This window comes from Delftia sp. WSY_10 (genome assembly GCF_043104705.1).
Taxonomy (GTDB): Bacteria; Pseudomonadota; Gammaproteobacteria; order Burkholderiales; family Burkholderiaceae_C; genus Comamonas; species Comamonas tsuruhatensis.
In genome coordinates this window covers 607,111-626,301 of record NZ_JBICKY010000012.1, presented here as the reverse complement: position 1 = coordinate 626,301, position 19,191 = coordinate 607,111, and the positions used below count along the sequence as shown (strand labels likewise).

Sequence of the window (19,191 nt, the reverse complement as noted above, 5' to 3'; positions counted from 1 at the left end):
ATGAAGGCATTCCTTCATTCCTGCAAAACACCATGGCACGCCTGACCCTGCACACCCCGCAAACCGCCCCTGAAGCCAGCCGCCCCTTCGTGGAGCGCGCCCTGGCCGGCAACGGATTCCTGCCCAACCTGATCGCCATCCTGGCCAACTCGCCCCAGGCGCTGGAGACCTATGTGACCGTGGGCCAGATCAACGCGCGCGCCCAGCTCACGCTGGCCGAGCGCGAGGTGGTGCAGATCACGGCGGCGCGCATCCATGGCTGCGACTTCTGCGTGGCCGGCCACACCAAGCTGGCCTTCAAGCAGGCCAGCCTGACCCAGGCCGAGGTGGTGGCGCTGCAGGACGGCCGGGACACGGGCCAGCCCCGCCTGGACGCCGTGCGCCGCTTTGCCGAAGCCGTGATCGCCACGCGCGGCGCCGTCGCCGACGAGGCCCTGGCCGCCTTCCATGCGGCCGGCCTGAGCGAGCAGCAGGCGCTGGAGGTGGTGCTGGGCATCAGCCTGGCCACGCTGTGCAACTTTGCCAACAGCCTGGCCCAAAGCCCCGTCAACTCGCAGCTGCAGCCCTATCTGCCCGAACAGTTCCGACAACCGCAGGAGAGCGCACATGCTGGCTGATTCGCTGCGGCAGTGGCTGGACGCCCATGCCGACTCCCTGGACGAAGGCCCTGCGCATGCGCACGAAGTGCTGCCCCGGCTGGCGCAGCACGGCCTGTTCGGCCTGGGCGTGCCCGTGGCCGAGGGCGGGCAGGGCGGCAGCCTGGGCGATGCGCTGGAGGCCATTGCCGGTGTGGCCGGGCATTCGCTGACGGCGGGCTTCGTGTTCTGGGCGCAGCGCGCCTTTGTCGAATACCTGCTGCAGTCGCCCAACGCGGCGCTGCGCCAGCGCTGGCTGCCGGGCCTGCTGCAGGGCACGCAGGCGGGCGCCACGGGCCTGTCCAACGCCATGAAGTACCTGGGCGGCATCGAGGCCCTGCAGGTCGAGGCCACGCCCGTCGGCTCCGGCAACGCCGACGGCCTTGCACTGCGCGGGCGCGTGCCCTGGGCCACCAACCTGGTGCCGCCGGGTCGCTTCGTGGTGGCCGTTGCCGTCTCGCGCAGCGACGGTGCAAAGCCCTTCGTGGCCGCGCTGCCCGGCGATGCGGCGGGCCTGCAGCGCAGCGCCGACCTGGACCTGATCGCGCTGCGCGGCAGCCATACGGCGGCGCTGTCCATCGAGGGGCTGCAGATCGGTCCGGCCGATGTGATCCATGCCGACGCCAACCATTTCCTGCCACGCGTGCGGCCCGCCTTCATGGGCCTGCAGCTGGGGCTGTGCATCGGGCTGGCGCGCGCCTCGCTGGCGGCGGCCTCGGCCCGTGCCGGCGCCGGGCGCGATGTGCTGGGCGGCCCGCTGCAGCAGCAGCGCCACGCGCTGGAACTGGCCACGGCCACGCTGCATGCGGGCCTGTCCGACGGGCGTTTTCTTGACCGACCTCAAGCCCTGTTCCGCCTGCGCCTGGAATTGAACGACATCGTGCAGCAGTCCCTGCAGCTGGAGCTGCACGCCAGCGGCGGGCGCGCTTATCATCGCGACCAGCCGCTGGGATTTGCGCGCCGTTGGCGCGAGGCGGCCTTCATCCCCATCGTGACGCCCAGCGTCACGCAGCTACAGGGCGCGCTGGCTGGCGCGGCCCTGGCAACCACCAGTTCATGACCCAGACGGAAGCTTTCTCCCCTGACGCTCCCGCGCCCGTGCTGCAGGCACGCGGCGCGGGCTTTGGCTATGCGCCCGGCAAGGCCGTGTTCGAGGACATCTCCCTGAGCATTGCCCCGCGCGAGATCGTCTGCCTGCTCGGCGGCAGCGGCTGCGGCAAGTCCTCGCTGCTGCGCGTGCTCGGCGGCCTCGAATCGCCGGACGGCGGCGCCTGGAGCCGGGGCGAGCTCCAGTTCCTCGGCCAGCCGCTGACCGCGCCGCACCCGCGCGCGGGCTTCGTGTTCCAGCAGCCCAGCCTGCTGCCCTGGCTGGACGCGCGGCGCAACGTGGGCTTCGGCCTGGACTTCGAGCGCCAGCCGAAGCTGGAGGCCGAGGCCCGCCGCCAGCGCGTGGAGCAGGCGCTGCAGGCCGTGGGCCTGGGCGGCAGCGGCGCGCTCTATCCCTCGCAGCTGTCGGGCGGCATGGCCCAGCGCGTGGCCCTGGCGCGCGCCCTGGCGCGCGAGCCGCAGCTGCTGCTGGCCGACGAGCCGTTCTCGGCCCTGGACGCCATCACGCGCGCCGAGATGCAGGAGCTGATGGTGGACGTGGTCCACCGCTGGCACACGGCGGCGCTGCTGGTCACGCATGACATCGACGAGGCCATCCTCGTGGGCGACCGCATCCTGCTGATGGGCGGGCGGCCCGGCCACATCGTGCGCGAATGGCGCGTGGACATAGCGCGCCCGCGCGAGGACCAGGCCGCCGCCGTGACCGCGCTGCGGCTGGACATCCTCTCGGCCCTGCACGGCGTGCGCCATGCGGCCCAGGCCTGATCCGGCTCGCCTGCCTGCCTGCCCGCCTGCCGATCCGCCTGCAGATCCGCCATCTCTTCGACTTCAACCATGCTCTTCTGAAAGGTCTTTCGCATGAGCTTCCAGGACCACCCTTCCTACACCCACATCTGCGCTTCGTCGGACTGCGGCTGCGGCCTCACGCGGCGCGACATGCTGCGCCTGGGCGCGCTGGCCACGGCCTCGGTGGCCGCGCCGCTGCTGGCCGCAGGCGATGCGCGCGCCCAGGCCTTCAAGGGCGATGACCAGCCCGTGAAGATCGGCTACCTGCCCATCACCGACGCCACGCCGCTGCTGGTGGCCCACGGCAACGGCCTGTTCGAGGCCGAAGGCCTCAAGGCCGAGGCGCCGCGCCTGTTCCGCTCCTGGGCCCAGATCGTCGAGGCCTTCGTCTCGGGCCAGGTCAACGTCATCCACCTGCTCACGCCCTCCACGCTGTGGGTGCGCTACGGCGCCAAGTTCCCCGCCAAGATCGTGGCCTGGAACCACGTCAACGGCTCGGGCCTGACCGTGCTGCCCGAGATCCAGAAGGTGCAGGACCTGGGCGGCAAGACCGTTGCGATCCCGTTCTGGTACTCCATCCACAACATCCTGCTGCAGGACGTGCTGCGCAAGGCCGGCCTCACGGCCGTGACGCGGGCGCGCGGCGGCGCCATTGCGGCCAACGAGGTCAACCTCGTCGTGCTGGCACCGGCCGAAATGGTCTCGGCCCTGGCCGGCAAGTCGATTGCTGGCTTCATCGTGGCCGAGCCCTTCAATGCCGCCGCCGAGATCGCGGGCGTGGGCAAGATGCTGCGCTTCTCGGGCGATGTCTGGAAGGACCACGCCTGCTGCGTCACCTTCCTGGCCGAGCGCGATATCGCCGACAAGCCCGAATGGGCCCAGCGCGTGACCAATGCCGTGGTCAAGGCCCAGCTGTGGACGCGCGACAACCGCCTGGCCGCCGCGCGCCTGCTGTCGAGCACCGGCGAGCGCCGCTACACGCCGCATCCGCAGCAGACGCTGTCCAAGGTGCTGGCCGCCACCGACTACGCCAGCTACGAGGCCAGCGGCGTGGTCGTCAACAAGGGCTGGCACCAGCGGCGCATCGACTTCCAGCCCTATCCCTATCCCTCGTACACCGAGCAGCTGGTGCGCGCCATCAAGGCCACCAAGGTCGAGGGCGACACGCGCTTCCTCGACAAGCTGGAGCCCAGGTTCGCGGCCACCGACCTGGTGGACGACCGCTTCGTGCGCAAGGCCATCCAGGCCGTGGGCGGCCCGCAGGTCTTCGGCGTTCCGGCCGATTTCTCGCGCCGCGAAACCATCGTGGTGTGATCCAGGTGTTGCGACGTATTGGATTGCCGCTGCTGGGCGCGGCCCTGGTCCTGGCCCTGTGGTGGGTGGGCGGCGCGCTGCTGGCGCGCAGCACGCCCGTGGCTGCGGCCTTCGCGCCCTGGCCTTCGCTGCAGGCGCTGGGCCAGCTGCTGACGGGCGCCGACATCTGGATGCACACCCTGCTGAGCCTGCAGCGCGTGGCCGTGGGCCTGCTGCTGGCCTTTGTGGTCGGCGTGCCGCTGGGCGTGCTGGTGGGCCTGTCGCGCGGGTTCTCGCAGGCGTTCTCGCCCGTGTTCCAGTTCCTGCGCATGATCTCGCCGCTGTCGTGGATGCCCATTGCCGTGATGGTGCTGGGCGTGGGCGACGCGCCCGTGTACTTCCTGCTGGCCTTCGCCGCCGTCTGGCCCATCCTGCTGAGCACGGCGGCCGGCGTGGCCCAGCTGGACCGCAACTGGCTGCTGCTGGCGCGCAGCCTGTCGGCCACGCGCACCGAGACCGTGCTGCGCGTGGTGCTGCCCGGCATCACGGCCCAGATCCTCACGGGCGTGCGCCTGGCCATCGGCATCATCTGGATCGTGCTGGTGCCCGCGGAAATGCTGGGCGTGTCGGCCGGCCTGGGCTACTTCATCCTCGACACGCGCGACCGCCTGGCGTATTCGGAGCTGATGGCTGCCGTGGTGCTGATCGGCGCCCTGGGCTATGCGCTGGACCATGCGGCTCGGTGGCTGCACCAGCGCTGGATGCATTCGGCCTGAGGCCTGCGGGCAGGCGGTGGCATCAGGTGCCGCATCAGGTGCCGTGCACGCGGCGCAGCCGCAGTCCTGCCCATCCCGTCAGCACGGCGCACAGCAGCACTCCCCAGGGGCCCAGCGCGGGCACGGGGGTGGTTGCGGCCGGGGCCGGAGCTGCGGGCTCCACGGTCTGGGTCCATGCGCCGCTGTCCGCGGCGAGATAGTTCGCATCGCCGCCGTACCGGGCCACGATGGCATGCGGGCCGGCCACCGTCAGTTGGGTGGTGGCGATGATGGCCCTGGCATTGGACAAACCCGCCGTGCCCAGCGATAGGCCGCCAGCCAGGATTTCGACCGTTCCCGTGGGGACGGCGGCGGTGCCCAGGGAGACATCGGGTGCGACCACCACGGAGAAGGACAGCGACTGCCCGGAGCGCGAGGGATTGGCGCTGGAGGTCAGCGTGACACGGGAGGGGCCCTGTCCCACCGCCGCCATCTGCACCGCCTGCGGAGCCGCGTCATGGTCCACATCGCCGAGCTGGCTGGCGTTGATCGTGCATGTCCCTGCGGCCTGGAAGCGGATGGTGCTGCCGGAGGCGCTGCAGATCGCCGCGGTCAATGCATCCACGGCGAACATGACGGGGTTTCCCGAGGCGCCTCCGACGGCGGCCACGTCATAGGTATCCCCCACCCGTGCGCCGACCGGTGGTGCCGTGGTGAAGGTGATGGCCTGCGGCGCTTTGGCGATGGCACCTGCCGCCGCCGGGCAACTGGTATCGCTGGCCGGCCAGTAGCGGTTGCCCGTCCCCGTGAACGTTTCGCCGCCACAGTTGTTGCCGGGCGCGTTGTTCGTGATCTGGTTGCCGTGGAGTGTGCGGGGGCGGGTGAGCGTGAACGAGACGCCGGCACCCGAGCCCGGAGACACCAGCACGTTGCCGGTGACGGTGCTGTCGGTCATGGTGGTCGGCACCCCGCTGCGCAGGCCCCCGCCCAGCGTGCGGGCCGTGTTGCCGGACAGGCGGCTGCGCTCCACCGTCAGCGAGCCGCTGCCCGTGCTGTAGATGGCACCGCCCTGTCCCCCTGCCTGGTTGCCGCTGAACACACTGTCCACGATGGTCACCGTGCTGTCGCGGCTGTACAGTCCCCCGCCGTTGATGCCGGCCGTGCTGTCCTGCACCACGCTGCGCTCCAGGCGCAGGGTGACGCCGTTGTCCAGGTAGATGGCGCCGCCGTCTTCACCGGCGGCAGTCTGCCCGCCGCGCAGTGTCAGGCCGCGCAGCGTGAGCTGGACACCGCTGCCCTGGGCCGACACCAGGCGGGAGGCATTGCCCCCATCGAGCGCCACCCGCTGGTCCCCGTCGATCGTGATGTCCGAGGTGCTGAAGTTGAGGTCGATGGAATGGCCTGCCAATGCAATGGCGGTGAGGCTGCCTGCCGGAAAGACGGCCGGGTCGAATACGATGGTGTCCGCGCCATTGCCCGATATGCATGCGCCGTTGCCCCAACTGCCGTCATCCATCTGGGCACTGGTCAATGCCTCATTCAGGCTGCAGTCCGCTGCACCGGGCGTGTTGTCCGTGGTATTGACCACGATGGTCGCGGCCTGGCCATTGAGTGCCAGCAGGCTGCACAGCGCGCCAGGCACTGCCAGAAGCCGGAGGCGTCGAAGGGGTCTGTGAAGAAAAGCGTGCACGGTTCCTCCCGTTGCGCTGCGTGTCCCGGGCAGACCCGCGCGCTGTTGTTGCGGACCGCGTGACCTTAGCTTTCTGCGAAGATCGTGAAAATGTGCCGGCGGCACATCGCAGGCCTGAAAATGCGGCCTCAGCCGGCCCACCTATCGCCAGCACCTCGAGCACGCCATTGGATTTCGCGACATGACCCTGTCAACGCAGCAACTGGGGCAACTCAATCAGGCCATCCTCGCGGTGCACGGCGCGCCCGATCTGCACGCGCTGGCCACGCATTTGCTGCACGCGCTGCGCCTGGTGGTGCCGGGTGACATTCGGGTGGTGGATTTCTCCGGCATTGCGGAAGTCCGTGGCTGCACGGCCTACGATCCGGTGCGGGCCATTTCCTCCGAAGTCAACGCTGCGGTGCACCGGCATCTGGCCGACAATCCCTTGTATCGGCAGCGCCAGACGCAGGCCGCCAGCATTTCCGACCTGCTGACTCGCGGGCAATGGCAGAGGACGGCGCTCTATGCCCAGGCCTACTCCCAGGTGGGCCAGCAGGACGGACTCGCGCTGGACGTGGAACTGGGCCACGGAGCGATGCTGACCCTCAATGTCACACGCGCCTCGCGCGGCTACACCGCGGCGGAGCGCATGGCGCTGACCTTGCTGGGGCCGCATGCGCAGGCGCAGTGGCGGCGCCTGAGCCAGCAGCAGCGAATCAGCCAGGCGGCATGGCAGGCGCTCTCACCGGGCTCGCCGGCTGCCGACGTGCTGAGCCCGCGCGAACGTGAAGTGCTGCAATGGGTCGCCAACGGCAACACCAACGCAGAAATCGCCACCATGCTGGAGCTGCGTGCAGGTACGGTGAAGCGGCACCTGGAAAACATCTACCGCAAGCTGGGAGCCGCCAATCGGCAGGACGCCTTGTCGAGGATGCGCAGGCCGGATTTCTAGCGCGTGTCGCGCGCTTGTTCGAACCCGCGCGAGCGCCGTGCGCCGGGCCAGCCCTTCGAGAAGCAGGGAAACCGGCCCTACGGCAGGACGCTCCGGCAGGCAATGCCAAACCGCTGGGCCAGCGCGTGCAGGCGCCTGTCTCGCGACCACAGGCTTGCTCGACGTAAGCGGTGCAGCCACGTCCGGCACAGTTTTACCTACAGGTTTCGCGCCAGCACAATAAAAGTCCGCCCAAGCCATACGGCGGACTTCCTGAAATCCACTGTGTCGAGGCCTCATGTTTTGTTTTGCCAGTTGCTCTCCTGTCGGCTTCAACGCCGTCCTTCTCAGCGGCGGTACGTTGCCATTTCTGGTGTCCGACGGCATGTTGTTTCAACCATTGCAGTGAGGCAGCGCATGGAGCAGGAAGTGAGATGCGCGAACTGCAATCGAAAGCTCGCCATGGGCGTCTTTCAGCTACTGAACATCAAGTGCCCGCGTTGCGGCACGTTGAATTCCCTGAGGGTCCAAGCGAACCCCCCACCCGAGTGCCGCCGAGCGCCTTCGACTCCATCCATTGAATAGGAGGCCTCCATGGCTCAAGTTTCCAAGGTTCTCGTCTCGGATCAGTACATGCCGCCGGACAACATCCAGCAGTACAAAAGCACGACGGGTTTCCCTCTTGTTTACGATTCGCGGCATATCAATCCGCATGCGCTCGTGTTCGACAACACGGGGCGTCCTGCCAACTACAACCCTGCCAACAACCGCCACACCATCGTGATGGATGTGCGCTTCAGCGATGGCTATCTGGCCGCTTGCCACATGGGCATCATTGCCAGGCACAAAGGCTCATACAGTGTGGCGGGTGACAACCGTGGCGGTGCTGTCATTGCGGGCAATTGGGGCTATTCGCCAGGCAGCGTGGCGCTTGAGGAAATTGAGATCACCAACACCAAGGACAACGGTGACTCGCACCATCGTCCGTCCGCTCAATATCCGCGTGGTGCCATCGGCGAGGCCAAGCTCGAGGAACTGCGCTGGTATCGACTGGTGATCGAAAGCATTTCCAAGAACGGCAGCATCGGCCACGCAGTCCGGGCAACGGACAAGAGTACGGGCCAGACCGTATTCAGCCTGCCAACCTTCTGGTCGGATTACTCGGCCAACTATGACTCCCGTGACGCAGGCAAGGTGGTGTTGTTCAGCATCAGTGATCCCAACAAGCCTGCCGCCGGCTTTGTCTATACACGCCTGATCAGCTATTGGTCGGATGCTGACGAGGTGATAGCCAATCCGTAAGTGATCTGAGAGCGGGTTCCAGGGCAGCGTGTGGCCGTATCGCCGCCATGCCCTGGTCCTTCTGGCAGGGAGTGGTCAATACGCATGCTGCCATGCGTTGCGCATCGTGCTGCCTTTGGTGGAAAGCTAGTCTGTAGGCGAGGGCCAGCGACACGCAATCTCCTGGGAGTCCGGCATATCGGTTGCCCTGCCGCCAAGTGCTGCGAGGCGTTTGGCTGCCTGCACCCTCACGAAAGTTCTGAGGACCTGTTGGAACAGATCTGCCTCGTCCATGCCTGGCTCCAACATCTTCAGGGCTTCTTCGTACAAGGCATCGTCGATCGTCACGGTGATCCGCATGGCGGGCCCTGTGTCATCAAAACAGATGCAATTCTGGGCTTGCGCCAGCCTGCAGACAAGCGCGCTTCCCTCCGAAGTGGTCACTCCTGTTTTGCTATGATGACTGTATAAAGATACAGTTTTCGAGCGGCCTGGCTGCCCGATCTGCCAGGCCCATGCTCCCTCCCCACCGCTTCTACTACCTGCACAACTTCCAGCGCGCGCTGGACTGGATTGGCCAGCGTTACGGCGATCTGCTGGACGCGCCCGAGCAGGCATTCCTCACCCGTTTCACGCAGCTGCCCCAGCCCTCGCAGGCGCTGATGGTGCGTTTGCTGATGCGGCGCGGGCCCTGGTTTCGGGCCGGCAAGCTGGTGTACGAAGAGATTCCCGCCATTGCCGACGCGGCCGCGCCCCTGCTGGAGCTGGGCTGGCTGGACGCGGACCACCCCATGGCGCTGGAGGAGCTGTTTGCGCTGCACACCAAGCCCGAGCTGCTGCAGCTGTTCGCAGGCTCACCCGTTCACTCAGGCCTGCGCAAGGCCGAGCTTTTGCAGGCCCTGCAGCCCCTGCACGAGGCGCCCAGGCCCTATGCGCAGTGGCAGCCCCAGGGCGTCGGAGCCGGCGAAGCCGCCTGGCGCGTGATGGTGGGTGCGCTGTGCGAGCGCTTTCGGCTGATGTTCTTCGGCAATCTCTACCAGGACTGGTCGGAATTCGTGCTGGCCGACCTGGGCGTGTTCCGCTACGAGGCCGTGGCCTTCGATGCGGCGTCGCGGGCCTTCCAGTCGCGTGCCGATGTCGATGGCTACCTGGCCCTGCAGGCCTGCCGCGCGGCGCTGGATGAGGGCGTGGAGATCGATGCGCTGCTGCAGCAGGTGGCCGGCTGCGCCAGCGGCAATGCCTGGCTGGAGCAGCGCCGCGCCAAGGTGCTGCTGCGCATAGGCCAGGCCTGCGAGCGCATGCAGGACTGGGAGCGTGCCGAGCAGGCCTATGCGCAAAGCCGCTACCCCGGCGCCCGCCACCGGCGCATGCGTGTGTACGAGCGCATGGAGCGCTTTGCCGATGCCATGGCGCTGGCCCAGGCCGCCCAGGCCCAGCCCGAGAGCGACGAGGAGCTGCAGCGCGTGGCGCGCATGCTGCCGCGCCTGCGCCGCAGCCTGGGGCAGGGCGCACGCGGGCGTGCGGCGGCGCTGGCGCCCGTGGTGGCGCAGATGCGCATGGACGTGGAGCTGGACCTGCCGGCGCGGCCCAGCTCCGTCGAGTACGTGCTGCGTGACCACTGGCACAGTGACGCCGCGCCCGTGTTCTACGTGGAGAACGCGCTCATCAACTCGCTGTTCGGCCTGCTGTGCTGGCCGGCCATCTTCGCGCCGCTGCCGGGCGCTTTCTTCCACCCGTTCCAGAGCGGCCCGGCCGACCTGTCCGCGCCCGACTTCGTGCAGCGCCGCGCAGCCTTGTTCGAGGAATGCCTGGCGCATCTGGACGATGGCAGCTGGCGCGAGGTCATCGTGCAGCGCCATGCCGACAAGCAGGGCCTGCAGTCGCCCTTCGTGTTCTGGGGCACGCTGAGCGCGCCGCTGCTGGCGCTGGCGCTGGACTGCATTCCGGCCGCCCACCTCAAGCTGTTCTTTGCGCGGCTGCTGCGCGACGTGCAGGCCAACCGCACGGGCTTTCCCGATCTGGTGCGTTTCTGGCCGGCCGAGCGCCGCTACGAACTGGTCGAGGCCAAGGCCCCCGGCGACAAGCTGCAGGACAACCAGATCCGCTGGCTGCAGTACTGTGCCGAGCACGGCATTCCCGTGCGCGTGTGCCATGTCCAGTGGCGCGGCCAGCCGCTGGGAGAGGCCGCGTGAGCTACACCGTGGCCGTGCGCGCGCTGTGCGAGTTCACGGCGCGCGCGGGCGACCTGGACCTGCGCTTCACGCCCGCGCCCAGCGCACTGGAGGGCATGGCCGGCCACAGCCTGGTGCAGTCGCGCAGGGGCAAGGACTACGAGACCGAGATCAGCCTGGCCGGTGAGTACGGCGACCTGCGCGTGCGCGGCCGTGCCGACGGCTTCGATGCCCAGGCCGGCCAGCTGGAGGAAATCAAGACCTACCGCGGCCAGATCGAGGGCGTGCGCGCCCATCACCGCGCCCTGCACTGGGCCCAGGCGCGCATCTATGCCCATCTGCTGTGCCAGGCGCGCGGCCTGCAGCGGCTGCGCGTGGCCCTGGTGTATTTCAACGTGGGCAACTCGGAGGAAACCGTGCTGGTGCAGGAGGAAGACGCGGCCACGCTGCGCGCCTTCTTCGAGCAGCAATGCGCGCTGTTCCTGGACTGGGCGCGCAGCGAGGCCGCCCACCGCACGGCGCGCGAGGCGGCGCTGGCCGCGCTGCGCTTTCCCATGCAGGGCTTTCGCGCGGGCCAGCGCGAGCTGGCCGTGGCCGTCTACCGCGTGGCGCGCGCGCAGCAGGGTGGCCAGTGCCTGATGGCGCAGGCGCCCACGGGCATCGGCAAGACGCTGGGCACCATCTTCCCCATGCTCAAGGCTATGCCGGACCAGGGCCTGGACCGGCTGTTCTTCCTCACGGCCAAGGGCACGGGCCATGGCCTGGCGCTGCAGGCGCTGGCCAGCGTGAACCGGCAGATCGCCGAGCAGCACCAGCCACCGCCGCAGGAACCGGCTGCGCCGCAACCGCTGCCCTCGCCACCCGCACCACCCGCACCACCCGCAAGGTTGCGCGTGCTCGCCATCCTGGCGCGCGACAAGGCCTGCGAGCACCCCGACAAGGCCTGCCACGGCGACTCCTGCCCGCTGGCGCGCGGCTTCTTCGACCGGCTGCCCGCCGCGCGCGCCGCCGCGCTGCAGCAGGCGCCCTGGGACCCGCCTGCCGTGCGTGCCGTCGCCCTGGCGCATGACATCTGCCCCTACTACCTGGCCCAGGAACTGGTGCGCTGGAGCGATGTGGTCGTGGCCGACTACCACTACTTCTACGACAGCGCCGCCATGCTGTACGCGCTCACCCAGGCCCAGCAATGGAAGGTGGGCGTGCTGGTGGACGAAGCCCACAACCTGCTCGAGCGCGCGCGCCGCATGTACACGGCCGAGCTGTCGCAGTTCGCACTGGCCGCCGCCCGCAAGTCGGCCACCGGTGCCGTGCGCAAGGCGCTGGACCGGCTCAGCCGCAGCTGGAGCGCGCTGAACAGGGAGCAGACCGCCAGCTACCAGGCCCATGAGGAAGTGCCCGCAGGCCTGCTGGGCGCCGTGCAGCGCGCCGTGGCCGCCATCGCCGACGCCAATGCCGACAGCCCCATGCTGCCTGGCGACCCCGTGCTGGATTTTTACTGGGAGGCGCTGCAGTTCATGGCGCTGGCCGAGCAGTTCGGCGGCCATGCGCTGTTCGATGTCCACCTGCTGCCCGGGCGCTCACGTCCCCGTCGCACGCCGGCCTCCACGCTGTGCATACGCTGCGTGGTGCCCGCGCCCCACCTGGCGGCACGCCATGCGGCGGCCCATGCCTCGGTGCTGTTCTCGGGCACGCTGAGCCCGCCGCACTTCTACCGCGACATCCTGGGCCTGCCCGAAGGCACGCACTGGCTGGAGGCCGACTCGCCCTTCCAGGCCGAACAGCTCGATGTGCAGGTGGCCGGCCACATCTCCACGCGCTACCGGGACCGCGACCGTTCGCTGCGGCCCATCGCCGACCTCGTGGCCGCGCAGTACGCGCGCCGGCCCGGCAATTACCTGTGCTTTTTCAGCAGCTTCGACTACCTGCAGCGCGTGGCCGAATGCCTGCAGCGCGCCCATCCCGATCTGCCGGTCTGGCTGCAGACCCCGTCCATGGACGAAGAGGGCCGCGCGGCCTTCCTGGCCCGCTTCACCGAAGCCGGTCAGGGCGTGGGCTTTGCCGTGTTGGGCGGGGCGTTCTCCGAGGGCGTGGATCTGCCCGGCGAGCGCCTCATCGGCGCCTTCGTGGCCACGCTGGGCCTGCCCCAGGTCAATCCCGTGAACGAAGAGATGAAGCGCGCCATGGACCGCCAGTTCGGCGCGGACAAGGGCTATGACTACAGCTACCTCTACCCAGGCCTGCGCAAGGTGGTCCAGGCCGCAGGCCGCGTCATCCGCAGCGAGCGCGACCGCGGCGTGGTCTTTCTCATCGACGACCGCTATCGGCGCGGCGAGGTGCAGGCGCTGCTGCCGCGCTGGTGGCGGGTGGAGGGCATGCGATGATCCGGGGCCGCACCAGTCCGCGACTGCCATCCCATCCCCATCCAGTCCCCCATCCCGCCCTCATCCAGGAGCCTTCCGAATGCCCCGCATGCGCTGCGCCATCCTTGCATTGACCCTGGGCCTGCTGGCCGGCGGCCCGGCTGCGGCAGGCGTGGTGCAGCCTGTGCCTGACAGGCAGGCCAGCGAGAACAAGATGCCGGCCTATCCCAAGGAAGCCAGGCGGCTGGAGCAGGAAGGCAAGGTGGTGCTGCGGGTTCTGGTGGGCGCCAGCGGAAAGGCACTGGCCGTGGATGTGGCAGACAGCAGCGGCTATCCTCTGCTCGACCAGGAGGCGCTGGACGCCGTGCGGACGTGGCGCTTTGTCCCCGGCACGCGCGACGGCGTGCCGGACAGCATGTGGACGCGCGTGCCCGTCACCTTCATGCTGAAATAGCGGCATGCCGGTGGTGGCAGGTTTGTACCCGGTGCGTGCCCTGCGCAGCGACACAAGGAGCATTCCATGAAGATCGTCATCACCAGCGTGCTCGTCGACGACCAGGACAAGGCCCTGGCCTTCTACCGCGACGTGCTCGGCTTCGTCCTCAAGCACGACATTCCCATGGGCGGTGATGCGCGCTGGCTCACCCTGACCTCGCCCGGCGACGCCGATGGCGTGGAGCTGCTGCTCGAACCCGACATGCACCCGGCCGCCAGGCCGTTCAAGACCGCCCTGCATGCCGACGGCGTGCCGGCCACCTTCTTCGGCGTGGACGACGTGCAGGCCGAGTACGAGCGCCTGAGCGCGGCCGGCGTGCGCTTCACCAGGCCGCCGACGCATCTGGGGCCGGTCACGATTGCGGTGTTCGACGACACCTGCGGCAATCTCATACAGATCAACCAGCGGCATTGAGCGGGGCCTGCGGCCCCTGCGGCCCGTTCGCGCTCAGTCCCTGGCGGTGGGCTTGTCGTGCCGGGGCGGATCGATGCGCTCGATGTTGCCCAGCAGCAGTGCGCGCCCCGCAAAGTTGCCGCCGGCGGTCTCCAGCGCAAAGCGCTCGGTGTCGCGGCCGCGCACTTCGGACTCCAGCGTCCGGGCCTCGTCCTCGGTGGCGCCCAGGGCCAGCACGGCGTGGCGGCCCATGAGCAGGGCGGACTCGAAGCTCTCGCGCACGACATGGTCGGCGTCCTTCTGGATGAGCTCCAGCGCGTGCTCGCGGTCATAGGCGCGCACGATGAGGCGGGCGTGCGGGCATTCGTGGCGCACGTTCTCCACGATGCGCGTGGCGGCGGCCTTGCTGTCCACGCAGACCAGGATGGCGCTGGCATGGCTGGCGCCGGCCGCATGCAGGATGTCGGCGCGCGCGCCGTCGCCGAAGTAGACCTTGAAGCCGTAGGGCTCGGCGTTGCGGATCACGTCGGGGTCGTTGTCGATGATGGACAGTCTGGCCCCATGCGCCAGCGGCCCCTGGCTGGCGATCTGGCCCACGCGGCCGAAGCCGATGACCAGCACGTTGCCGCGCAGGTCCTGCGGCGCCTCCACGCCGTCCAGCGACACGGCCTGGGCGCCGGCCAGGCGCTTGTGCAGCACCACCACCAGCGGCGTGATGGCCATGGACAGCACGACGATGGCCGTCATGTTGGCATGCACCTCGGGGCTGAGCACCTTGAGCTTGAGCGCCTCGGCAAACAGCACGAAGGCGAACTCCCCGCCCTGGGCCATGAGGATGGCGCGGTCCAGCGCATCGGCATGGCTGCTGCGTGCCACGCGGGCCACGGCGTAGATGCACAGCGCCTTGCCCAGCATCAGCGCCACCACGCCCATGCCCACGATGCGCCAGTTCAGCGCCACCACCTCCAGGTTCAGCGCCATGCCCACGCCCAGGAAGAACAGGCCCAGCAGCAGGCCGCGGAAGGGCTCCACATCGGCCTCCAGCTGGTGGCGGAACGAGGATTCGGACAGCAGCACGCCCGCCACGAAGGCGCCCATGGCCATGGACAGGCCGCCCATCTCCATCAGCAGGGCGGCGCCCAGCACCACCAGCAGCGCGGCGGCCGTCATCACCTCGCGCGCCTTGGCCTTGGCCAGGATGCGGAACAGCGGGTTCAGCAGCCACAGGCCCGCGCCCACCAGCGCGCCCAGCGACAGCAGGGCCACGCCCGCGCGTTGCCACAGGGGCGAGGTGGCCACGGGCGCCGCATCGGCCGGCGCCAGAAAGGCCACGGCGGCCAGCAGCGGCACGATGAGCAGGTCCTCGAACAGCAGGATGGAGACGATGCGCTGGCCGCGCGGCGCCAGGATGTCGCCACGCTCGGCCAGCACCTGCATGACGATGGCCGTGGAGGTCAGCACGAAGCCCGCCCCGCTCACGAAGGCCACCTGCCACGGAAAGCCGAAGGCCATGCCCACGCCCGTGAGCAGCAGCGCGCACACCACCACCTGCAGGCTGCCCAGCCCGAAGATCTGGCCGCGCAGGTCCCACAGGTGCGAAGGCTTCATCTCCAGCCCGATGACGAAGAGAAACATCACCACGCCCAGCTCGGCCACGTGCAGGATGGTCTGCGCGTCCGTCACCAGGCCCAGCCCGTAGGGGCCTATGGCCAGCCCGGCGGCCAGGTAGCCGAGCACGGCGCCCAGGCCCAGCCGCTTGAACAGCGGCACGGCCACCACGGCGGCCCCCAGCAGCGTGACGATTCCTACGAGCTGGCTTGCATTGCCTTCAGCGGCCATGTTGTGTTTCCTTTGTGCGTGCGTGCGTGCGTGCGTGCGGCAAGGCGGATTTCCATCCGCGAATTTGCGCGCAGGATAGCAAAGCCCGGGCCTGTGTAGAATCGCGCCCCCTCTGTGCCCCCCTCTGTGTCCCTCTCTGCGCTTACCTCACCGCCCAGCGCCATGCCCCAGATCCTCGTCCACGACCTCCGCAAGACCTACCGCATCCATGAGCGCGACCCCGGCGTGATGGGCGCGCTGCGCGCGCTGGTGCATCCGCGCCATCGCACGGTGCAGGCGCTGGATGGCGTGTCGTTCGCACTGGAGCGTGGTGAGCTGCTGGGCTTCATCGGCCCCAACGGCGCGGGAAAGTCCACCACCATCAAGATCCTGTCGGGCATCCTGCGGCCCGATGGCGGGCGCGTGGAGGTGCACGGGCGCGACCCCTTCGCCGACCGCCAGCGCCATGTGGGCCGGATCGGCGTGGTCTTCGGGCAGCGCTCGCAGCTGTGGTGGGACCTGCCCGTGGGCGATGGCTTCAACCTGCTGCGCGACCTGTACCGCGTCGATCCCGCACGCTACGGGCGCACGCGCGACGAGCTGGTGGCGCTGCTGAACCTGGAGCGCGTGCTGGACCAGCCCGTGCGCCAGCTGTCCCTGGGCCAGCGCATGCGCGCCGAGATCGCCGCGGCCCTGCTGCACGAGCCCGAGATCCTGTTCCTGGACGAGCCCACAATCGGCCTGGACGCACCCTCCAAGCTGGCCGTGCGCGAGTTCGTGCTGCGCGCCAACCGCGAGCGCGGCACCACGGTGCTGCTGACCACGCATGACATGCACGACATCGAGGCGCTGGCGCGGCGCGTGATCGTCATCGGCCATGGCCGCGTGCTGGCCGACTGCGCGGTCGATGCGCTGCGCGCCCAGGTGGTGGCAGCGCAGGGCGAGGATCGTGGAGGTGGTGATGGCGAAGGCAATGGAGAAGACATGGCCATCGAGGCCGTGATCGCCCGCTTCTACGCCATGCACGGAGCGGCCGAAGGCTGAGCCGGCATGACGCTGCGTGAACTCCTGCGCCCCTATGTGGCGGCCTTTGCATCGCGGTTCCTGGTGATGCTGCAGTACCGCACGGCCGCCTACGCGGGCTTTGCCACGCAGTGCTGGTGGGGCGCCATCAAGACCATGGTGCTGGCGGCGTTCTACGGCAGTGCCTCGGCATCGGCCCGCTCGCCGATTTCGCTGGAGCACGCCATCACCTACACCTGGCTGGCGCAGGGCCTGTTCGCGCTGCTGCCCTGGAGCGGCGACCCCGACGTGGCCCTGGCCGTGCGCACGGGCGCCGTTGCCTATGACCGGCTGCGGCCCGTGGATGCCTATGCGCTGTGGTTCGTGCGCTCGGCTGGCTGGATCGCCGCGCGCGTGCTGCCGCGCGTGGCGCTGATGGTGGCGTTTGCAGGGCTGGCCCTGCCGCTGATGGGGCTGGGCGCCTGGGGCTGGCAGCCGCCGGCCGGCTGGGCCGCAGGCCTGGGCTTTGCCGCCTCCATGCTGCTGGCGCTGCTGCTGTCCACGGCACTGGTCATGCTGCTGAACGTTGCCGCCGCCGCCGCGCTCAATGAAAAAGGCATCAACACGCTGGCCGCGCCCGTGGTCATCGTGCTGTCGGGCAACCTGCTGCCGCTGGCGCTGATGCCCGACGCCTGGCAGGCCGCGCTGCTGCTGCAGCCGCTGGCCGGCGTGATGGACATCCCTGCGCGCATCTATTTCGGCCAGATGGCCGGCGCGCAGATGCTGGCCTGCCTGGCGCTGCAGGTGTTGTGGATTGCCGTGATCGCGGCCCTGGGCCGCGCGGCCATGGCGCGCACCATGCGCCGGCTCGAAGTGCAGGGAGGGTGAAGACCATGGCCAAGCACAAAGGATCGCTGTCCATGTTCCTGCGCCTGGCGCTGGCCTCGCTGGGCGGGCAGGCGCGCTACCCGGCCTCGGCGCTGATGCTGACCCTGGGCCAGTTCCTGGTCACGGGCATCGAGGTCATCGCCGTCTGGGCGCTGTTCCACCGGTTTGGCGAGGTGCAGGGCTGGCGCATCGGCGAAGTGGCCGTGTTCTATGGCCTGGTGAACTGCATGTTCGCCCTGGCCGATGCGCTGGGCCGGGGCTTCGACGTGCTGGGCACGCAGTTCCTGCGCACCGGCGCCTTCGACCGCCTGCTGCTGCGCCCGCGCCCCGTGTGGCTGCAGCTCATGGGCCATGACGTGCGCATCAGCCGCCTGGGCCGCCTGCTGCAGGGCCTGCTGGTGCTGGGCTTTGCCACGGCCCAGGGCGCCGTGGTGTGGACGCCCCAGGCCGTCGCCGTGGCGCTGTTCGCGGTGGCGGGCGGCGTGGCGCTGTTCCTGGGCATCCTCGTGTTGCAGGGTGCGCTCTCGTTCTGGACCGTGGAAAGCCTGGAAGCCGCCAATGTGCTGAGCTACGGCAGCGTCGAGGCCGCCCAGTACCCGCTGGCCCTGTACGCGCAGTGGTTTCGCCGCCTGCTGACCTTCGCCGTGCCGCTGGCCTGCGTGGCCTACTACCCGGCGCTGGCTGTGCTGGGCAAGCCCGACCCGCTGGGCGCACCAGCCTGGCTGGGCTGGGTCTCGCCGCTGGCCGGCTTTGCCTTCCTCTGGCTGGCCTCGGGCGCCTGGCGCATGGGGGTGAGGCATTACGCGTCCACGGGCAGTTGAAGCCGCTGCAGGCGCCGGTGCATAACACGCTCTAGACTGCGCGCTTGCCCTACTCCGGACACCAGACCATGACAGCAGATGAACGCTTCGCCCAGGCCGCCCTTGAGCTCGGCCACCGCTTCGATGGCGAGATCAAGATAGGCGGCAACTACAGCCCCGTCGTGCGCGACGGCCAGCAGCTGTTCGTCAGCGGGCAGATTCCCCGCGTGGGCGATGAAGTGCTCTACGTGGGGACGGTCGGCGCCGGGATCGACCTGGCATCGGCCAGAACGGCCGCCGCCATCTGTGCCATGCGGGCCCTGGCCTTCGTGCAGCGCGCGGCCGGCTCGCTCGATGCCGTGCGCGCCGTTGCACGCATCACCGTCTATGTGCGCTCGGCGCCCGATTTCACCCAGCAAAGCGAGGTGGCCGATGGCGCCTCCGACCTCATCGCCCGGGTGCTGGGCCCCGTGGGTGCCCACACGCGCACTTCGGTGGGCGTGCTGCAGCTGCCCAAGGGTGCGGCCGTGGAGCTGGACCTGATCGCCCGCGTGGACTGATCGCGCTACCCCTATCCCTATTCCTATCCCTGGCCCGCCGGCGTTTCGTTGCGCGCCTTCCAGGCCCGCAGCGCCTGGCGGTACTCGTCCATGGCCAGGTCATAGCTGTCGAAGATGCAGGGGTCGCAGCCATTGCCGCAGCAGGCGTCCAGGTCGGGCTGCTCGGGCGGCTGGGGCATGGGGTCGGCGGAGGCGGCGGGATCTGCGGAAACGGGAGTCGGCGCGGTGGTCATGGGGACGATT

At 69.2% G+C, this 19,191-nt stretch carries 20 protein-coding genes; 16 read left to right on the top strand and 4 right to left on the bottom strand.

Annotation, left to right across the window (positions count from 1 at the left end; translation table 11 throughout):
• The first annotated feature begins 32 nt into the window (after positions 1-32).
• The 5 genes from ACF8ML_RS04955 (at position 33) to ACF8ML_RS04935 (ending at position 4,597) form a co-directional block, all read left to right on the top strand.
• Positions 33-617 carry a carboxymuconolactone decarboxylase family protein gene (locus ACF8ML_RS04955; RefSeq protein WP_392406499.1) on the top strand — a complete coding sequence of 195 codons (585 nt, stop codon included), beginning with the start codon at positions 33-35 and terminating at the stop codon, positions 615-617.
• Positions 607-1,695, top strand: coding sequence for an acyl-CoA dehydrogenase family protein (locus ACF8ML_RS04950; protein WP_016452686.1), 1,089 nt, complete (start codon positions 607-609; stop codon positions 1,693-1,695). Before ACF8ML_RS04955 ends, ACF8ML_RS04950 begins: the two co-directional genes overlap by 11 nt.
• Positions 1,692-2,507 carry an ABC transporter ATP-binding protein gene (locus ACF8ML_RS04945; RefSeq protein ID WP_013800535.1) on the top strand — a complete coding sequence of 272 codons (816 nt, stop codon included), beginning with the start codon at positions 1,692-1,694 and terminating at the stop codon, positions 2,505-2,507. The genes ACF8ML_RS04950 and ACF8ML_RS04945 overlap by 4 nt, the downstream gene beginning before the upstream one ends.
• Before the next feature lie 93 nt (positions 2,508-2,600).
• A complete protein-coding gene (locus ACF8ML_RS04940; RefSeq protein ID WP_392406497.1) occupies positions 2,601-3,842 on the top strand; it encodes an ABC transporter substrate-binding protein in 1,242 nt (413 codons plus the stop codon).
• The gene (locus ACF8ML_RS04935; protein ID WP_016452684.1) at positions 3,839-4,597 is read left to right on the top strand and encodes an ABC transporter permease; all 759 of its coding nucleotides are present in this window, start codon (positions 3,839-3,841) and stop codon (positions 4,595-4,597) included. The genes ACF8ML_RS04940 and ACF8ML_RS04935 overlap by 4 nt, the downstream gene beginning before the upstream one ends.
• Before the next feature lie 34 nt (positions 4,598-4,631).
• Here the strand turns inward: ACF8ML_RS04935 and ACF8ML_RS04930 are convergent, their stop codons facing one another.
• The gene (locus ACF8ML_RS04930) at positions 4,632-6,218 is read right to left on the bottom strand and encodes an Ig-like domain repeat protein (protein WP_392406494.1); all 1,587 of its coding nucleotides are present in this window, start codon (positions 6,216-6,218) and stop codon (positions 4,632-4,634) included.
• 229 nt (positions 6,219-6,447) lie between these two features.
• Between ACF8ML_RS04930 and ACF8ML_RS04925 the strand changes: the two genes are divergently transcribed.
• The 3 genes from ACF8ML_RS04925 (at position 6,448) to ACF8ML_RS04915 (ending at position 8,481) form a co-directional block, all read left to right on the top strand.
• Positions 6,448-7,200, top strand: coding sequence for a helix-turn-helix transcriptional regulator (locus ACF8ML_RS04925; protein ID WP_313284096.1), 753 nt, complete (start codon positions 6,448-6,450; stop codon positions 7,198-7,200).
• Positions 7,201-7,302: 102 nt separating this feature from the next.
• Complete coding sequence (locus ACF8ML_RS04920) at positions 7,303-7,764, top strand: Com family DNA-binding transcriptional regulator (RefSeq protein WP_392406492.1); 462 nt, start codon at positions 7,303-7,305, stop codon at positions 7,762-7,764.
• Positions 7,765-7,773: 9 nt separating this feature from the next.
• On the top strand, positions 7,774-8,481 hold the full coding sequence (locus ACF8ML_RS04915) for a hypothetical protein (protein WP_016452681.1): 708 nt from the start codon (positions 7,774-7,776) through the stop codon (positions 8,479-8,481).
• Positions 8,482-8,607: 126 nt separating this feature from the next.
• Here ACF8ML_RS04915 and ACF8ML_RS04910 read toward each other — a convergent pair whose 3' ends face one another.
• Complete coding sequence (locus ACF8ML_RS04910; protein ID WP_043821701.1) at positions 8,608-8,820, bottom strand: DUF2191 domain-containing protein; 213 nt, start codon at positions 8,818-8,820, stop codon at positions 8,608-8,610.
• Positions 8,821-8,975: 155 nt separating this feature from the next.
• Here ACF8ML_RS04910 and ACF8ML_RS04905 point away from each other — a divergent pair, with 155 nt between their 5' ends.
• The 4 genes from ACF8ML_RS04905 to ACF8ML_RS04890 all read left to right on the top strand — a co-directional run bounded on the left by ACF8ML_RS04905 (position 8,976) and on the right by ACF8ML_RS04890 (position 13,901).
• The gene (locus ACF8ML_RS04905) at positions 8,976-10,652 is read left to right on the top strand and encodes a VRR-NUC domain-containing protein (protein WP_392406490.1); all 1,677 of its coding nucleotides are present in this window, start codon (positions 8,976-8,978) and stop codon (positions 10,650-10,652) included.
• The gene (locus ACF8ML_RS04900; protein ID WP_392406489.1) at positions 10,649-13,012 is read left to right on the top strand and encodes a helicase C-terminal domain-containing protein; all 2,364 of its coding nucleotides are present in this window, start codon (positions 10,649-10,651) and stop codon (positions 13,010-13,012) included. The genes ACF8ML_RS04905 and ACF8ML_RS04900 overlap by 4 nt, the downstream gene beginning before the upstream one ends.
• Before the next feature lie 79 nt (positions 13,013-13,091).
• A complete protein-coding gene (locus ACF8ML_RS04895) occupies positions 13,092-13,445 on the top strand; it encodes an energy transducer TonB (protein WP_392406488.1) in 354 nt (117 codons plus the stop codon).
• A gap of 66 nt (positions 13,446-13,511) precedes the next feature.
• Positions 13,512-13,901, top strand: a complete 390-nt coding sequence (locus ACF8ML_RS04890) for a VOC family protein (RefSeq protein WP_012207608.1) — start codon at positions 13,512-13,514, stop codon at positions 13,899-13,901.
• Between the two features lie 33 nt (positions 13,902-13,934).
• Here the strand turns inward: ACF8ML_RS04890 and ACF8ML_RS04885 are convergent, their stop codons facing one another.
• Positions 13,935-15,719, bottom strand: a complete 1,785-nt coding sequence (locus tag ACF8ML_RS04885) for a monovalent cation:proton antiporter-2 (CPA2) family protein (protein ID WP_392406487.1) — start codon at positions 15,717-15,719, stop codon at positions 13,935-13,937.
• Between the two features lie 162 nt (positions 15,720-15,881).
• Between ACF8ML_RS04885 and ACF8ML_RS04880 the strand changes: the two genes are divergently transcribed.
• The 4 genes from ACF8ML_RS04880 (at position 15,882) to ACF8ML_RS04865 (ending at position 18,948) form a co-directional block, all read left to right on the top strand.
• Positions 15,882-16,742 carry an ATP-binding cassette domain-containing protein gene (locus tag ACF8ML_RS04880; protein ID WP_392406486.1) on the top strand — a complete coding sequence of 287 codons (861 nt, stop codon included), beginning with the start codon at positions 15,882-15,884 and terminating at the stop codon, positions 16,740-16,742.
• A 6-nt stretch (positions 16,743-16,748) separates the two neighbouring features.
• Positions 16,749-17,588, top strand: a complete 840-nt coding sequence (locus ACF8ML_RS04875; RefSeq protein ID WP_047327862.1) for an ABC transporter permease — start codon at positions 16,749-16,751, stop codon at positions 17,586-17,588.
• A gap of 5 nt (positions 17,589-17,593) precedes the next feature.
• Complete coding sequence (locus ACF8ML_RS04870; protein WP_046986570.1) at positions 17,594-18,409, top strand: ABC transporter permease; 816 nt, start codon at positions 17,594-17,596, stop codon at positions 18,407-18,409.
• 68 nt (positions 18,410-18,477) lie between these two features.
• Positions 18,478-18,948 carry a RidA family protein gene (locus ACF8ML_RS04865; RefSeq protein WP_012207603.1) on the top strand — a complete coding sequence of 157 codons (471 nt, stop codon included), beginning with the start codon at positions 18,478-18,480 and terminating at the stop codon, positions 18,946-18,948.
• 23 nt (positions 18,949-18,971) lie between these two features.
• On the opposite strand, the gene ACF8ML_RS04860 is transcribed toward ACF8ML_RS04865, so the two are convergent.
• Positions 18,972-19,181 (bottom strand): oxidoreductase-like domain-containing protein, encoded by a 210-nt coding sequence (locus ACF8ML_RS04860; RefSeq protein ID WP_017405213.1) that lies wholly within the window; start codon positions 19,179-19,181, stop codon positions 18,972-18,974.
• Positions 19,182-19,191: the final 10 nt, after the last annotated feature.

Bases quoted from the DNA above. Each gene is read 5' to 3' on its own strand.
- ACF8ML_RS04955 (WP_392406499.1), top strand. From the start codon at position 33: ATGGCACGCCTGACCCTGCACACCCCGCAAACCGCCCCTGAAGCCAGC.
- ACF8ML_RS04950 (WP_016452686.1), top strand. From the start codon at position 607: ATGCTGGCTGATTCGCTGCGGCAGTGGCTGGACGCCCATGCCGACTCC.
- ACF8ML_RS04945 (WP_013800535.1), top strand. From the start codon at position 1,692: ATGACCCAGACGGAAGCTTTCTCCCCTGACGCTCCCGCGCCCGTGCTG.
- ACF8ML_RS04940 (WP_392406497.1), top strand. From the start codon at position 2,601: ATGAGCTTCCAGGACCACCCTTCCTACACCCACATCTGCGCTTCGTCG.
- ACF8ML_RS04925 (WP_313284096.1), top strand. From the start codon at position 6,448: ATGACCCTGTCAACGCAGCAACTGGGGCAACTCAATCAGGCCATCCTC.
- ACF8ML_RS04920 (WP_392406492.1), top strand. From the start codon at position 7,303: ATGCCAAACCGCTGGGCCAGCGCGTGCAGGCGCCTGTCTCGCGACCAC.
- ACF8ML_RS04915 (WP_016452681.1), top strand. From the start codon at position 7,774: ATGGCTCAAGTTTCCAAGGTTCTCGTCTCGGATCAGTACATGCCGCCG.
- ACF8ML_RS04910 (WP_043821701.1), bottom strand. From the start codon at position 8,820: ATGCGGATCACCGTGACGATCGACGATGCCTTGTACGAAGAAGCCCTG.
- ACF8ML_RS04905 (WP_392406490.1), top strand. From the start codon at position 8,976: ATGCTCCCTCCCCACCGCTTCTACTACCTGCACAACTTCCAGCGCGCG.
- ACF8ML_RS04895 (WP_392406488.1), top strand. From the start codon at position 13,092: ATGCCCCGCATGCGCTGCGCCATCCTTGCATTGACCCTGGGCCTGCTG.
- ACF8ML_RS04890 (WP_012207608.1), top strand. From the start codon at position 13,512: ATGAAGATCGTCATCACCAGCGTGCTCGTCGACGACCAGGACAAGGCC.
- ACF8ML_RS04885 (WP_392406487.1), bottom strand. From the start codon at position 15,719: ATGGCCGCTGAAGGCAATGCAAGCCAGCTCGTAGGAATCGTCACGCTG.
- ACF8ML_RS04880 (WP_392406486.1), top strand. From the start codon at position 15,882: ATGCCCCAGATCCTCGTCCACGACCTCCGCAAGACCTACCGCATCCAT.
- ACF8ML_RS04875 (WP_047327862.1), top strand. From the start codon at position 16,749: ATGACGCTGCGTGAACTCCTGCGCCCCTATGTGGCGGCCTTTGCATCG.
- ACF8ML_RS04870 (WP_046986570.1), top strand. From the start codon at position 17,594: ATGGCCAAGCACAAAGGATCGCTGTCCATGTTCCTGCGCCTGGCGCTG.
- ACF8ML_RS04865 (WP_012207603.1), top strand. From the start codon at position 18,478: ATGACAGCAGATGAACGCTTCGCCCAGGCCGCCCTTGAGCTCGGCCAC.
- ACF8ML_RS04860 (WP_017405213.1), bottom strand. From the start codon at position 19,181: ATGACCACCGCGCCGACTCCCGTTTCCGCAGATCCCGCCGCCTCCGCC.